Annotated in this window: 10 protein-coding genes and 1 pseudogene; 2 read left to right on the top strand and 9 right to left on the bottom strand. The window is 37.2% G+C overall.

The features are described 5' to 3' along the window. Positions 1-40: 40 nt before the first annotated feature. The 6 genes from carB to putP all read right to left on the bottom strand — a co-directional run bounded on the left by carB (position 41) and on the right by putP (position 8,806). Positions 41-3,256, bottom strand: coding sequence for a carbamoyl-phosphate synthase large subunit (carB, locus tag CXF79_RS09160; RefSeq protein WP_011044218.1), 3,216 nt, complete (start codon positions 3,254-3,256; stop codon positions 41-43). Between the two features lie 28 nt (positions 3,257-3,284). Further along, on the bottom strand, positions 3,285-4,436 hold the full coding sequence (carA, locus tag CXF79_RS09155) for a glutamine-hydrolyzing carbamoyl-phosphate synthase small subunit (protein ID WP_011044219.1): 1,152 nt from the start codon (positions 4,434-4,436) through the stop codon (positions 3,285-3,287). 556 nt (positions 4,437-4,992) lie between these two features. Further along, positions 4,993-5,799, bottom strand: a complete 807-nt coding sequence (gene dapB, locus CXF79_RS09150) for a 4-hydroxy-tetrahydrodipicolinate reductase (protein ID WP_011044220.1) — start codon at positions 5,797-5,799, stop codon at positions 4,993-4,995. Between the two features lie 101 nt (positions 5,800-5,900). After that, positions 5,901-6,320: a hypothetical protein gene (locus tag CXF79_RS09145; protein WP_011044221.1), complete on the bottom strand. Its 420-nt coding sequence runs from the start codon at positions 6,318-6,320 to the stop codon at positions 5,901-5,903. Between the two features lie 108 nt (positions 6,321-6,428). Then, the gene (locus CXF79_RS09140) at positions 6,429-7,046 is read right to left on the bottom strand and encodes an FKBP-type peptidyl-prolyl cis-trans isomerase (RefSeq protein ID WP_269801473.1); all 618 of its coding nucleotides are present in this window, start codon (positions 7,044-7,046) and stop codon (positions 6,429-6,431) included. A 272-nt stretch (positions 7,047-7,318) separates the two neighbouring features. Next, positions 7,319-8,806 carry a sodium/proline symporter PutP gene (gene putP / locus CXF79_RS09135; RefSeq protein WP_011044223.1) on the bottom strand — a complete coding sequence of 496 codons (1,488 nt, stop codon included), beginning with the start codon at positions 8,804-8,806 and terminating at the stop codon, positions 7,319-7,321. 248 nt (positions 8,807-9,054) lie between these two features. Here putP and CXF79_RS09130 point away from each other — a divergent pair, with 248 nt between their 5' ends. Continuing rightward, positions 9,055-10,275 carry an EAL and HDOD domain-containing protein gene (locus tag CXF79_RS09130; protein WP_101154713.1) on the top strand — a complete coding sequence of 407 codons (1,221 nt, stop codon included), beginning with the start codon at positions 9,055-9,057 and terminating at the stop codon, positions 10,273-10,275. 204 nt (positions 10,276-10,479) lie between these two features. Further along, positions 10,480-11,811, top strand: coding sequence for a Na+/H+ antiporter NhaC family protein (locus CXF79_RS09125; protein WP_011044225.1), 1,332 nt, complete (start codon positions 10,480-10,482; stop codon positions 11,809-11,811). A gap of 91 nt (positions 11,812-11,902) precedes the next feature. Here CXF79_RS09125 and CXF79_RS09120 read toward each other — a convergent pair. The 3 genes and pseudogenes from CXF79_RS09120 to CXF79_RS09110 form a co-directional block, all read right to left on the bottom strand. Continuing rightward, a pseudogene (locus CXF79_RS09120) lies at positions 11,903-12,781 on the bottom strand (helix-hairpin-helix domain-containing protein); the annotation flags it as partial. A 194-nt stretch (positions 12,782-12,975) separates the two neighbouring features. Next, a complete protein-coding gene (locus tag CXF79_RS09115) occupies positions 12,976-13,815 on the bottom strand; it encodes a putative zinc ribbon protein (RefSeq protein WP_101154712.1) in 840 nt (279 codons plus the stop codon). 117 nt (positions 13,816-13,932) lie between these two features. Continuing rightward, positions 13,933-15,201, bottom strand: a complete 1,269-nt coding sequence (locus CXF79_RS09110; protein ID WP_157825858.1) for a P-loop NTPase fold protein — start codon at positions 15,199-15,201, stop codon at positions 13,933-13,935. Positions 15,202-15,212: the final 11 nt, after the last annotated feature.

Below are 15,212 nucleotides of genomic sequence, written 5' to 3'. Positions count from 1 at the left end.
GCTTAAATTCACTCAGGAATTTAAGCTTTATGTAGTCCGTTTACAACGTATTGTGTAGCTCTTGCACAGTGCGCACAGTACTCATTTCATCTGCAGCATGAGCCATACAGCTAGCAAATGCAGCATTTAATGTCGTTGTGTAAGCAACTTTATAACGCAATGCACCGCCACGTAATACTTTTGAATCCTCAATAGCTTTACGGCCTTCAGTAGTATTAATAATATAGCTGTATTCACTATTTTTGATTCTATCAAGAATATGTGGACGACCTTCATGTACTTTATTAACACGACGAACCGGAACACCCGCTTCACGTAAAATCACTTCAGTACCGTGAGTTGCATCTATATCATAACCCAAATCAACCATGATTTTAGCTAATTCAAGTACACGTTTTTTATCACTATTACGTACAGATATTAAAGCACGACCTGTTTTAGGAACAGATACACCAGCGCCTAGATTTGCTTTTGCGTAAGCTTCTTCAAACGTATCACCTACGCCCATTACTTCACCTGTTGAACGCATTTCTGGTCCAACTAAAGGATCACTACCATGAAACTTGTTAAACGGTATCACAACTTCTTTAACAGAGAAATACTTCGGAATAACTTCCTTGGTTATGCCCTGCTCTTTCAGTGATTTTCCCGCCATTACGCGTGCGCCGACTTTAGCAAGTGGTACTGACGTTGCTTTTGAAACAAACGGAATAGTACGTGCTGCACGTGGGTTAACTTCAATGATATAAACTTCATTGTCTTTAACTGCCATTTGCGTATTCATTAAACCAATAACACCTAGCTCAAACGCTAAGTCTGTTACTTGCTTACGCATAACATCTTGTATTTCTTGGCTTAAGCTATAAGCTGGTAATGAACATGCGCTATCACCTGAGTGAACGCCGGCTTGTTCAATATGCTGCATAATGCCGCCAATAACGACATCAGTGCCATCACAAACTACGTCAATATCAACTTCAATCGCATCATCAAGGAAGTGATCAAGTAATACTGGCGAATCATTAGAAACACTTACCGCTTCTGTCATGTAACGACGTAAGTCGTCTAAGTCATAAACGATTTCCATCGCTCGGCCACCTAATACATAAGATGGACGTACAACTAACGGGAAGCCAATACCTTCGGCTTTAGCCATAGCTTCTTCTAACGAAGTTACGGTGGCATTTTCAGGTTGCAATAAACCTAAACGGTCAACTGCTTGCTGGAAACGTTCTCTATCTTCAGCTCTATCAATAGCGTCTGGAGAAGTACCAATTATTGGTACGCCAGCGGCTTCTAAAGCACGTGCTAATTTAAGTGGTGTTTGACCACCATATTGCACGATAACGCCTTTAGGTTTTTCAATACGAACAATTTCAAGTACATCTTCAAAAGTAATTGATTCAAAGTATAAACGGTCTGACGTATCGTAATCGGTAGAAACTGTTTCAGGGTTACAGTTAACCATGATAGTTTCATAACCATCTTCACGTAATGCTAATGCTGCATGAACACAACAGTAATCAAATTCAATACCTTGACCAATACGGTTAGGGCCACCACCTAGAATCATAATTGATTCTTTGTCGGTCGGGTTTGATTCACATTCTTCATCGTATGTTGAATACATATAAGCCGTATCAGAGCTAAACTCTGCCGCACAAGTATCAACACGTTTGTAAACTGGATAAATATCTGCGTTATGACGTTTTTTACGTACTTCAGCTTCAGATACACCAATAAGATCAGCTAAACGAGAATCAGCAAAACCTTTACGCTTAAGTTTACGTAGATACTCAGGGTTTAGTATTTTTAAACCGCCTTCGCTAACTTTTGCTTCTTCTAAAACAATGTCTTCAATTTGTACTAAGAACCAACGATCAATCATTGTTGTTCTATAAACGTCTTCAACGGTTAAACCTAAACGAAACGCATCGGCTACATACCAGATACGGTCAGCACCTGCTTCTTGAAGCTCATGCATTATTTTGGTTTTAGCACCGGGCTGAGTTACATCAACAATTGAATCAAAACCATTAACGCCAACTTCTAAGCCGCGTAATGCTTTTTGCATAGATTCTTGTTGGTTACGGCCAATAGCCATTACTTCACCAACAGATTTCATTTGCGTAGTTAATCTGTCTTCTGCGCCAGCAAATTTTTCAAAGTTAAAACGTGGGATCTTAGTTACAACGTAATCGATGGTTGGTTCAAATGATGCTGGTGTTTTGCCACCAGTAATATCATTACTTAACTCATCTAGCGTATAACCTACCGCTAACTTAGCCGCGATTTTAGCAATAGGGAAACCTGTTGCTTTTGATGCTAATGCTGATGAACGAGATACACGTGGGTTCATCTCGATAATAACCATACGGCCAGTTTCAGGACAAATACCAAACTGTACGTTTGAACCACCTGTTTCAACACCAATTTCACGTAATACCGCTAAAGAAGCGTTACGCATAATTTGGTATTCTTTATCAGTTAATGTTTGCGCTGGTGCAACAGTAATTGAATCGCCCGTGTGGATGCCCATAGGGTCAATGTTTTCAATCGCACAAATAATGATACAGTTATCATTTTTGTCGCGAACCACTTCCATTTCATATTCTTTCCAACCGATTAATGATTCATCGATTAGTAATTCTGATGTTGGAGAAAGGTCTAAGCCACGAGTACAAATTTCATCAAATTCTTCGATGTTGTATGCGATACCGCCACCGGTGCCACCCATGGTAAATGAAGGACGTATAATACAAGGAAAACCTAATACTTTACTTGCCGCGTGCGCTTCTTCAATAGTATGTACAATCTCAGCATTTGGCGTATCAAGACCAATCGCTTTCATTGCTTTATCAAAACGAGATCTGTCTTCTGCTTTATCAATTGCGTCAGCAGTAGCACCAATCATTTCAACATTAAATTCTTTTAGTACGCCTTTGGCTTCAAGTTCTAAAGCACAGTTTAATGCGGTTTGACCACCCATAGTAGGTAGAACAGCACAAGGACGTTCTTTTTCAATAATATTACGTACAACTTCCCAGTGAATAGGTTCGATATAAGTCGCATCGGCCATATCAGGGTCAGTCATTATCGTTGCTGGGTTAGAGTTAACTAAAATAACTCGATAACCTTCTTCACGAAGTGCTTTACACGCTTGAGCGCCAGAATAATCAAACTCACAGGCTTGGCCAATCACGATTGGACCTGCACCTAAGATCAAGATACTTTTTAAATCAGTACGTTTTCCCATTATTTTCTCTCTTCTCTTGTCTGTCGGCTTAAGCGTTGTTTGATTTGTAGGTTTTGATCAAATCGATGAAGTGATCAAATAATGGCGCTGCATCGTGTGGACCAGGGCTTGCTTCAGGATGACCTTGGAAGCTAAATGCTGGTTTATCTGTACGATGAATACCTTGCAATGAATCATCAAATAATGATTTATGGGTAACAGTTAAGTTACTTGGTAAGTTTTCTTCGTTAACTGCAAAGCCGTGGTTTTGTGCAGTAATCATTACTACGTCACGTGCGAAGTCTTTCACCGGGTGGTTAGCACCGTGATGACCAAACTTCATTTTCACTGTGCTTGCGCCACTTGCTAGGCCAAGTAATTGATGACCTAAACAAATACCAAAAACAGGTATTTCTGTTTCTAGGAAAGACTGGATAGCAGAAATTGCATAGTCACATGGCTCTGGATCACCAGGTCCATTTGATAAGAAAATTCCATCAGGGTTCATCGCAATAACTTCACTTGCTGGTGTTTGTGCTGGTACTACGGTTAATTTACAACCACGGTCAACTAACATACGCAAGATGTTGTGTTTAGCGCCAAAATCATAGGCTACAACGTGGAACTCAAGATTGTCTGGCTTAGTGAAACCTTTACCAAGCTCCCAGCTACCATCTGTCCACTGATACTGTTCTTTAGTAGAGACTACTTTAGCTAAATCCATGCCTTTAAGGCCAGGGAATGCTTTTGCTTGTGTTAGTGCGTCAGCCTGTAAGCTCTCATCGCTGCTATCATCAAGTGTTAAGATACAGCCATTTTGTGCACCTTTCTCACGCAAAATTCGTGTTAATTTACGTGTATCAATATCCGCGATACCTAAAATGTTATGAGCAATTAAGTAATCACTTAAATTTTGTTCATTTCGAAAGTTACTAGCAAGTAATGGCAAATCACGAATAACCAAGCCTTTAGCAACAATGCTATTTGACTCTTTATCTTCGCTATTAGTACCTGTGTTACCTATGTGCGGGTAAGTCAGGGTAATAATTTGCTCTGCATATGATGGATCGGTAAGGATTTCCTGATAACCTGTCATAGAAGTGTTAAATACCACCTCCCCAACAGCCGATCCTTGTGCACCAATTGCGGTGCCTTTAAAAACAGTGCCGTCTTCAAGCACTAAAATAGCAGATGTAGCCAATGTAACCTCCAAAGAAGAAATAAACGTAAACGCGCATGTAACAGCAAGTGCTCCATGCATTTGCTTATTATACCAAGTTGATTAAGTTCTTTCACACTCAGCGAAAATTAAAAGGCTTATAGGCAAGGTATTGATTGAAGAGAATAGTAATTCTATTGTCAAAATCAATACCGCCGTATATGGGCCTTTTAAATTCGCCCTTCGGGAGCTTGTTCGAAATCCACTAACTACGTTAAGTTTATTGGATTTAGAATGACTAAATCTAAATAAACTTGCCTTGTTAGTAAATATCGAGCAAAGCTCTGAGTTGAGAAGAAATTTAATCAACTTGGTATACAGTACTTCCCGTACAAAAATAGGTGTCAAAAACTGCTTTTCAGCTAAATTTTTGACAAAATCCACTTATTTTACGCTTGTACTTTACTTTCGTCTAGTAATAAAATGTAAAAACTCAGTCTTTTCTAGCTTTTCCTAGCTTTTACTAGTCAAAGGGCTGAAAAGACTACTTATCTATGTGAAATTTCGTTAATACCTAGATGTTAACTAGGTATTAACATTAATCTTTTAATCCGAGTACGTCTTGCATATCATAAAAACCAGCGTCAGCATCTTTTAACCAAAATGCTGCTCGCATAGCGCCTAGAGCAAATGTCATTCGAGAACTAGCTTTATGCGTAATTTCAAGTCTTTCGCCTAAATCTGCGAAAAATGCAGTATGTTCGCCAACAATATCGCCAGCTCTAACAGTTGCAAAACCGATAGTTTCTCGATCACGTTCTCCTGTTATGCCTTCACGCCCATAAACAGCAACTTTATTCAGGTCACGTCCTAACGTATCAGCTATAACTTGCCCCATTTTGACAGCAGTCCCAGACGGTGCATCTTTTTTAAATCGATGATGCGCTTCAAAAATCTCAATATCTGTATAGTCACCAATGGCTTTTGCTGTAACTTGCAATAATTTAAACATTAAATTAACGCCAACACTGGTATTAGGCGCTAAGATAACAGACATAGTTTTACCTGCTTGTTCAATAACCTGCACTTGTTCATCAGAAAAACCTGTCGTGCCGATAACTAACGCTTTTTTATTTTCGTTACACCAAGTAAGGTTTTCTAGCGTCGTTTCTATTGAGGTAAAATCAATAAAAACATCTGCTGTAGCCAATTGAGCTAACGTTGTTGATGTTTTAATACCAATGGCACCAATACCCGCCAATTCCCCCAGATCAAAATCGACAAAAGATGAACTGGTACGTACGCTACCACCAACTAATTCGATACTTGCATGCTCATGAGCTGCTTGAATTAAATTGCGTCCCATACGTCCACTGCAACCTAAAATAGCTACTTTTACTTTCATATTGTTCTCTACTGTTCTTTTGATAAGAGCGGAAACCGCCGATAAATTTAATTAATTTTTTCTATTTTCTATTAGCAACTCCTATTCGTAATGAATAGATGTCACCAATCTAGTGGCTCAGTTAATGATAACGAGCTATCAAGCTCATGAGAAATAACATTTACTATTTTCAATGCCCCTTCACTGTCTAACACATGGTAAATCGCAGTAAAGTCAGCAAAGACTTGCCCTTGGCCATCGATAAAATCCCAATCTATGCACACTAAATATAACTGTTCACTTACTTGCTCAAAAGATGCTTTTTTCGCAATAATATCACTCGTTTTAGCTTCTCTAAGTTGAGTGAAGATAGTGCCAAATTCTTGAAGACAATCTGAGGGGCTTGAAAGCAAAATTATTTTATCAGGTGTATTTAGTGTGCATGGTAAGTGATAACAACGGCTTACTTCATCAATATCATAATCAATAAATGCACTTTGATAGCGTTTAAAGAGATCTTGTAACTTGATATCAATTCGCATAATGAATTACTCCCCTTGCTGGTTAACATTAACAATAGCTGCATTGCTTCAATTAGTTTTAGCTTAAAAAAAAGCCCTCAATTGAGGGCTTTCATTATAATACGATAATTATTTGATGCTTAATAATTCAACATCAAAAACTAACGTAGCATAAGGAGGTATAGCACCTTGAGAACCGCGCTCACCGTATGCTAAATCATAAGGGATAGTTAATTTCCACTTACTGCCTTCAGTCATTAACTGTAGTGCTTCAGTCCAACCAGCGATAACGCCGTTTACTGGGAATTCAGCCGGTTGGCCACGTTCAACAGAACTATCAAAAACATCACCGTTAGCAAAAGTACCGTGGTAATGTACACTTACAGTGCTTTCAGCTGAAGGTTTTTCACCTTCACCTGTAGTAATTACTTCATACTGTAAACCAGATTCAGTTACCGTAACTTCATCACGCTTAGCGTTATCAGCTAGGAATACTTCGCCTTCAGCTGAAGCTTCTTTAGCAGCAGCTTGCTCTTGTTCTTGTAATTTTTTAGAAATTATAGAAAAAGCATCGTTTAAATCTTCATCTGAAACTTGGCTAGCCGCATCAGCAAGAGCATCAGCAATACCAGCTTGTACAGCGGTGATATCAAACTCTTTAAAAGGGTTGTTGCGAAGTTGGTCACCTAATTGACGACCTACGCCATAACTAACACGTTGTTCAATAGTATCAAAACTCATTGGTATATAAACTCCAGACAATACTGTCATTTTTAATGATTAATTATTTGTAAACTTTACTTTAAGGTTAACTAAATTAATCGAAGGTTTAAAATTATCGCGATTCTAGCATAAAAGCTTTAATGCGAACAACTTGAAATTACGACCTGACCCGAGTAATTACCAGTAAACATCACCTAACAATAAAGCCTAAATAATGCTTTGTAGATATAAACAAAAAACTCGTTGTTTTAAGGCAACGAGTTTTTAGACAAACTATATAACAGACTTGGTATGCGTTATTTATGAATCTCTAACATTTCATCAAATGTAGTACTGATACTCTCTTCTACTTTAGGTGATAGTTTACTTACGATATAAATCGCTAGAGAACAAACAATAAAGCCAGGTACTATTTCATACATAACAGCACTAAGGGATTGTCCATCGATGGTGATAGGTGCATAAATCCAAATAAGTACAGTTACTGCGCCACTAATAATGCCAGCTAAAGCGCCATTACGCGTCATATCTTTCCAATATAAACAACCAATAATGACAGGTCCAAAGGCGGCTCCAAATCCAGCCCAAGCATTACTGACTAGACTTAATATACTGCTGTCACGATCGTACGCTAAATAAATAGCGACCAATGCAACAATCAAAACAGAAATTCGGCCAACTAAGACTAATTGTTTTTCACTGGCATCTTTATGTAAAAAGGCTTGATAGAAATCACCAGTAAGCGAACTCGAAGTCACCAATAATTGAGACGATATGGTACTCATGATAGCGGCTAAAATTGCCGCTAGTAAGAAGCCTGCGATTAATGGACTAAATAATAATTGGGATAGTACTATAAAAATAGTTTCTGCATCATCAAGCTTGATGCCTGTTTTAGCCACATAAGCAATACCAGCAAAACCTGTTGCCATCGCGCCAATAATAGAAACAATCATCCAACTCATACCTATACGACGAGCGGTTGGCATGTCTTTTACACTTCTAATAGCCATGAAACGCACAATAATATGAGGCTGACCAAAATAACCTAACCCCCAAGCCATGGCTGAAATGATACCAAGAGCACTAACACCACTAAATAGATTAAGTAGATCAGGGTTTATCATCTCGATGCTACTTTGCATTTCGGCCAGACCACCGACTTCACTTATGGCAACAACAGGAACCAATACTAAGGCAATAAACATAATACAGCCTTGAACAAAATCAGTTAAGCTTACCGCCAAAAAACCACCAAACATAGTATAAGCAACCACTACACCAGCGGTAACATATAAACCAATCTCATAATTTAAGCCAAAAGAGCTCTCAAATAATTTGCCACCAGCAACAATACCACTAGAGGTATACAGGGTAAAAAACACCACAATAACGACTGATGATACAATTCTTAATACACGCGATTTATCATTAAATCTGTTTTCGAAAAAATCAGGCAGGGTTATCGAGTCATTTGCTAGCTCGGTATAGGTTCTAAGGCGTGGTGCAACGACTAAATAATTAAGAAATGCGCCAATCACTAAGCCAATAGCAATCCAAATACTGCTCATGCCCGTTATATACATAGCGCCTGGTAATCCCATAAGCATCCAACCACTCATGTCAGAAGCGCCGGCAGATAATGCAGCAACACTTGGCGATAGACTACGGCCACCTAACATATAGCCTGCAACATCGCTGGTTGATTTTCTGTAAGAATATAAACCAATTAATAGCATGGTTATAAAATAGAGAGTTAAAGAAATTAAGGTACCGATAGCCAAAGTAATTACCTGCTTATTATGTAGTAGTGAATGAGTAAGGTCGCTAAACTAGCAAAATTGGTTAAAGAAAGAAACCTTAGATGAATAAGTTATGCCTCTAATAATAATGAGAATGATAATAATTAGCAACAACGCTGCATATATTGAATAAACTGCATACATATTCAAAAAACTAATGCAAAAAAAGCCGCTATACCATATATTCAATAGTAATTAATATTTCCAAGCTAAGCTAGATAACTACTTCTATGAATTTTTACGCCGCAAGACAACCTATTTTAGATAAAAGTAAAAAACTTTTTGCCTACGAGTTACTTTTCCGAGATAGCATAGATAATGTATTTCCAGATATTGATGGTGATGAAGCTACCAGCAAGATGATTGAAGCTAGCCAATTTAATATGGGCATCAGCGAATTTACCGGTAACAAACCTGCCTTCATCAACTTTACCTTGGAAACATTGAAACAAGGCTATCCTGAAATGCTTACGCCTGATGAGGTCGTAGTTGAAATTCTTGAAACAATTAAACCCGGTAAACAGCTATTAGCCCTCTGTAAAGACTTACATAAAAAAGGCTATACCCTCGCTTTAGATGATTACGAACACCAAAATGTGTGGGCGCATTTCTATCCTTATATTAAAATCATTAAAATTGATATTCAAATGAGCGGAATTGAAGAAATTCGCGAAGTACTTAAAGCGACCAAAGATCATCCTCATATCAAAATGTTAGCTGAAAAAGTTGAAACCTATGAAGAATATGATCAAATGCTGCAACTTGGTTTTGATTATTTTCAAGGATACTTTTTTGCAAAACCTGAAATGATTAAAACAAAAAATTTATCTCCTTCTCAGATAGCAATGGCAGAGTTGCTTTACGAAACCTCTAAAACTGAACTCGATTTAAATAGTATCACCAATGTTTTTGAACGGGATGTATCGCTGTCTTATAAATTACTACGTTATGCTAATTCAGCTATATTCAAACGCCGCAATGAAATCTCGACAATCAAGCAAGCACTCGTTATTTTAGGCTCAGGTGAATTAAAACGATTTATTGGGTTGATGTTTGCTATTACGGCAAACCCTAATAAACCATCTGAATTAATTAACTTAGCAATGACAAGAGCAAAATTTTGTGAGTTGGTCGCAGAAGATATCAATTCACAGCTTGATGCTTCCATTGCCTTTTTAACGGGATTGTTATCAATGATAGATGCCATTTTGGATGAAGAGATGGCTACGGTATTAGAGAAGCTTCCTCTTTCACAAGAGATCAAAAACCCATTGCTAACCAAAAAAGGCATTATGGCTGCATTGATTAAGTTAGTGGAATTTATCGAACAAGCCCAGTGGGATAAAACCACCTTGGTAATGGAAAAGTTACAACTCGATAAAGATAAAGTGGTAGAGCATTACAATCAAGCCGTTACTTGGGCTGATGAGCAAACACAAGCTGCTGATTAACTAGATGTTAAAAAAATAAATCTCAACTTAGATTACATATTGTTTTATTAATATTTTACAGCAAAGGTCACTTACTTAGGTAATTGACCTTTTTTTATAGCCCTTTTTATAGCACTTAGTCATTTAGCCATCTAAACATCTACATTGACACTTAGGATTTTACTTTTATAATGCAGCAACGATATTGTTTTATGTAGCTGTGATATGACTGAAAAAAATGCCCCCCAAGAAAACTTATTTGCCCTACTCCCATTTGCCATTTTTTTAGGGCTATTTCTCGGTACTGGTATAATTTTAACTCTACAAGGTGTTGATTTTGCTTTTTATCAACTACCGGCAAGTATTGCTATTATCCCGGCTATTATCGTCTCGATTGGCTTAGGAAAGTACCTATCTAAAAGTACAATTGAAAAACAAGTAGAGCAATTTATCCGTGGTGCAGGTAATAGCAACATAACAACCATGTGTATTATTTATCTTCTTGCTGGTGCTTTTTCCGTGGTTGCAAAAGCAACTGGAAGTGTTGATGCCAGCGTACAGCTTGGCTTAGCTGTATTCCCTGATTATCTACTACTGCCGGGGTTATTTTTAGTCGCTGCGTTCTTATCTACCGCAATGGGAACATCTATGGGCACAATTGCTGCTATAGCACCTGTTGCACTAGGATTTATTGAAACGGCAAACTTAGATGCTGCACTCGTCGCTGGCTGTCTGATTTCGGGCGCTATTTTTGGTGATAACTTGTCAATTATTTCTGATACCACTATCGCTTCTACGCGTAGTCAAGGCGCGCAGATGAAAGATAAGTTTCGTGTTAACTTTAAATTTGCCGTTCCTGCAGCCCTTATTTGTTTGGTGATATTTACAATATTAGGCGGCGAAGTAAGCCATGAGTTGAGCAACGAGTCTGCTCTTATTGGTTTAATTCCTTACGTAACTATTCTTGTACTAGCCTTGATGGGAGTGAATGTTTTTGTGGTCTTAACATTGGGCATAGTGCTAGCTGCAGCAATTGGTATGATTAGTAATGGCTACCAGTTATCCGCTTGGTTAAAAGACATTACTGCTGGATTTTCTAGTATGCAAGACATCTTTCTCTTATCCCTTTTTATTGGTGGTTTAAGTGAATTAGTTCGTCAGCAAGGTGGTTTAGCCGCGTTAACGCGTGTTATAGAAACACTTGCCAGAAAACTGACCCCCAATAATAAGAGGCGAGCAGCGGGTTTAGGTATTGCTGGACTTGCCTTTATTTGTAATTTCTTCACTGCAAACAATACCGTATCAATTATAGTCACGGGTGATACTGCTAAGAACCTTGCTACTGATGGCGAGTTATCCCCTGCTGAATCAGCCAGTTTACTCGATGTTTTTGCTTGTATTAACCAAGGTATGCTGCCGTACGGAGCTCAAGTACTATTACTTGGCGCTACTTTACATATTTCGCCACTATCTGTAGCAAGCCATTCTTTTTACCCTATGGTTTTATTTTTTGCCGCTGGTTTCTCTTTTTGGCGATTAACAAGTAATACTAAATAAAATTTTATTTGTTAAAGCACACAAAAAAGGACGCTTTTAAGCGTCCTTTTTAATTAACTGATTTACAATGAAAGATTAAACTAACTATTAACTAAATAGTTATGCCATGTTCGGCAAGTAACGCTACTAACCCATCTTCGGTAAGCACTGAGATACCTAAATCCTGAGCCTTAGTCAGTTTAGATCCCGCTTTATCACCTGCAACAACGAAGTGTGTATTCTTCGAGACACTACCTGATACTTTAGCTCCCAAGGACTGTAAGGCTGTTTTAGCTTCAGTTCTTCCCATTTGGGTTAATGTGCCTGTTAAAACAAATATCTGCTCTGCAAGCGGTAACTCCTCAGCTGACTTTATTTCAATAGTTGGCCAGTGCATTACTTCACTTAGTCCAGAAACGATCGCTAAGTTATGCTCTTCTTTAAAGAAATTAATAATATTTTTGGCAACGACTTCGCCAACATCTGAAACATTTTGTAAGTCTTCAAGAGAAGCTCTTTCAATTGCCGCTAAGGTATAAAAATGATTTGCTAGATTAGCAGCAGTTGCTTCACCGACTTCGCGTATGCCCAAACCATAAATAAATTTTGCTAGTGTGGTACTTTTAGCCTGCTCAAGTCCATTAATTAAATTGGTCGCTGATTTTTTACCCATACGATCTATAGTACTAACCTGTATTTCGGTTAATTTGAATAAATCAGCGGGTGTATTAATTAACTTTTCATCTACAAGTTGCTCTACTAGTTTGTCACCTAAACCATCAACATCATGTGCTTTTCGAGAAGCAAAGTGTTTAATAGCTTCTTTTCGTTGCGCCGCACAGAAAAGTCCGGCGGTACATCTCAGTACGGCTTCACCTTCAGGTTTAGCCACTGCAGAGTCACAAACAGGGCAACTGGTAGGAAAGACTATATCGACGGCATTATCTGGTCGTTTATCAAGTACTACGCTAACAATTTGAGGAATAACGTCAGAATGTCATGTTTGATAATTATTCAAATAGATAATATTTAACCATGCAAAGAAGTAAGTATTTGTTTTCTATTCTAAAACAGCTTTAGGTTGAATTACAGTTTTATTGATAAATCTATCAATTAGCCCCTTCTAATAATTTAAAGTTTATGAATATGCAAATTATGAGAATTTAGACATGTCTAGTGCTCACATCATACTGCTTTTCGGTAAAAGTGACTGTTACATTTAGGACATGGATTTAACCCTATATTTTCACCTTGATAAGAGTGCTTGCAAGCTACACAAAACCATGAGCTTTGAAACTTATCTACCGTTGTATCAAGAGCTTTATTGCGGCCTAGTCTAGCATCGCGGCTTAACTCTAGATTTTTCAGTGTACGTTGCCGTTGTAACTCTTTTTCAATCACGCTTCTTTGTCTAGCATGATATAACCAAGATTTTGATCTTACATGGCTCTCTATAGATAACTTAAGATATGCTCGAAGGTGGTTTATAGCTTTGCCAGTTTCATCATAAGCGAAACCATTGATATCCACCCCAATTAATCCAACTAAATGAGGATCAATCGTTTGTTCATCCATAGTATTCTTTTTACTCATGAAAAAAATCAACCCTAGTTTTTTTCCGCCAACTTCTAGAATAATGTCGCAGCCATATTCTTTTAAAGTAGGGTTAGAATATTTAACTCTTGAAGGTTTAGTGATTAACACTTTCTGATTTGTGCTTTTATAACCAATGCTTGGTAGTTCCATATGGTAATCAGGCAAGGAAATTTCTGTTCCATCCATCAACAATTGCTTGATCATCATTTTTACAGCAACAGCCCATGAAAAATCACAAGGCTCAGTTTGTTCTTTATCTATGAATTGACTGTCATGTGCAAAGTGCCACTCCTTAACCATACCCTTTTTAGCAATTAGTGGTATTTTGCAACTAGGACAAACACATTGACAATCTTTACCAGATGGAACGTCAGCAACATCAACTAACTCTTGAGTTGATGCTAGATATGCAAAAGGTATTAAGTTCATATCAATCCACGCAACTTAGTGATATCCGAAAGGCTACCTAGTTAACCACACTTAAAAAAAACTAGTCTAAACCAGAGTTAATTACCTACTAAAACATTTAATCATTTATCAAAAAAATCATAATGCAGAGACCATGTTAGAAGAATATTTCAAAGCATCTAAAATATCGTTATCTTTTACATCATAAATAAAGTCCGATATAGGTTGTTGATTACTTATATGGATAAGAATATCCATAATGATCTTTTCATCATTATGCGTGTCCCACTTTTCAATTAAATTTTTATCCGTCAAACGAACATGAAATAGTTGCTTTAAAATTAGATATTTATAATAAAATATTTTTATTTTTCTTGGTGTAGCATCCTTTAATTTCTGAATAGAAGTTATTAAGTAGCGCTTTTCATCTTCTGTTAATTCCAGTTCAGTTAGCTCTTTATTTTCAGTAAGTTCAAGTTCAGATTGCTCTTCATTAATATTTTCATCAACAATTTTTTCGTTCGGCATACCTTTATCATTAGTAATACTTTGTTCTTCTTTGCTTTCTTCTACTTCCTCATTAGCTTTTTCAATAGAGGTTTCAATTTCTTTGGTATCAAAATTTAAATCTGGAAGTATTTTTCCTAAATACTCTTCCATTTCAATTTTCTCTAATTCATTTAGCTTTATACCAATAATAAATACTTTTTCTAAATACTCTTGATACATTTTGGGAATATCTAGATTTTTTATAGCATTGTATTTAACAGCAAGAGCTTCTCTTAGTATTTCTTCATCTATAGCAGTGACGATTATAAGCCTCTTATGGATTTCAGGGTTGTCTAATATAATCCGAAGCCCGTCTACAATACTTATAACCTTCTCAAGATCACACCGATCAATGTCATCAACAAATAAAAGAACTTTTTCATTATTGGTTAGATCTGGTATCCAAGTTTTCATTAGGCTTTCAAGTTCGTTTTCTACTTCGGCTTGCATGCCAAGGTATTCCAAATAACTAGGTCGATTTAAGTATTTATTTAAAAGGCCAATAGCTGTAGTTCTTTGCTGAAAATAAAATAAAATCATTTTTGCTAATAAAACTAGACCGAAGGTACTTACTACAGTTTTAATAATACTTATTTTATCCGCTAAAAAAGACCAGTAAAATGCCAGTCCAAAAACCATAAAAAAACTTATGATAGGAAACCATTTATGTTTTTGTAAATTTAACTTCCAAAGCTTATGGTAACGCCCTAATGTCTTGGGTAAGGACTTAGTAGACTTACCTAACTTTATTTTTGAATCTTCTGATAAATACTGCTTCATCATGACTTCATAAAGGTATGCCCATGACTCTTTAGTATCTTGATACTTCCAAGCAGAAAAATTGACTCTATGGAACAAAGTTTGAGAAG

Origin of the sequence: Colwellia sp. Bg11-28, assembly GCF_002836245.1 — a bacterium.
Lineage (GTDB): Bacteria > Pseudomonadota > Gammaproteobacteria > Enterobacterales > Alteromonadaceae > Colwellia > Colwellia psychrerythraea_A.
The sequence above is the reverse complement of the archived record's forward strand: the minus strand, read 5'-3'. Positions and strand labels throughout refer to the sequence as shown.

What these genes read in the sequence shown, in the direction of transcription:
- carB (WP_011044218.1), bottom strand. Translation starts at nt 3,256, where the DNA reads ATGGGAAAACGTACTGATTTAAAAAGTATCTTGATCTTAGGTGCAGGT.
- dapB (WP_011044220.1), bottom strand. Translation starts at nt 5,799, where the DNA reads ATGAAAGTAAAAGTAGCTATTTTAGGTTGCAGTGGACGTATGGGACGC.
- CXF79_RS09145 (WP_011044221.1), bottom strand. Translation starts at nt 6,320, where the DNA reads ATGCGAATTGATATCAAGTTACAAGATCTCTTTAAACGCTATCAAAGT.
- CXF79_RS09130 (WP_101154713.1), top strand. Translation starts at nt 9,055, where the DNA reads ATGAATTTTTACGCCGCAAGACAACCTATTTTAGATAAAAGTAAAAAA.
- CXF79_RS09125 (WP_011044225.1), top strand. Translation starts at nt 10,480, where the DNA reads ATGACTGAAAAAAATGCCCCCCAAGAAAACTTATTTGCCCTACTCCCA.
- CXF79_RS09115 (WP_101154712.1), bottom strand. Translation starts at nt 13,815, where the DNA reads ATGAACTTAATACCTTTTGCATATCTAGCATCAACTCAAGAGTTAGTT.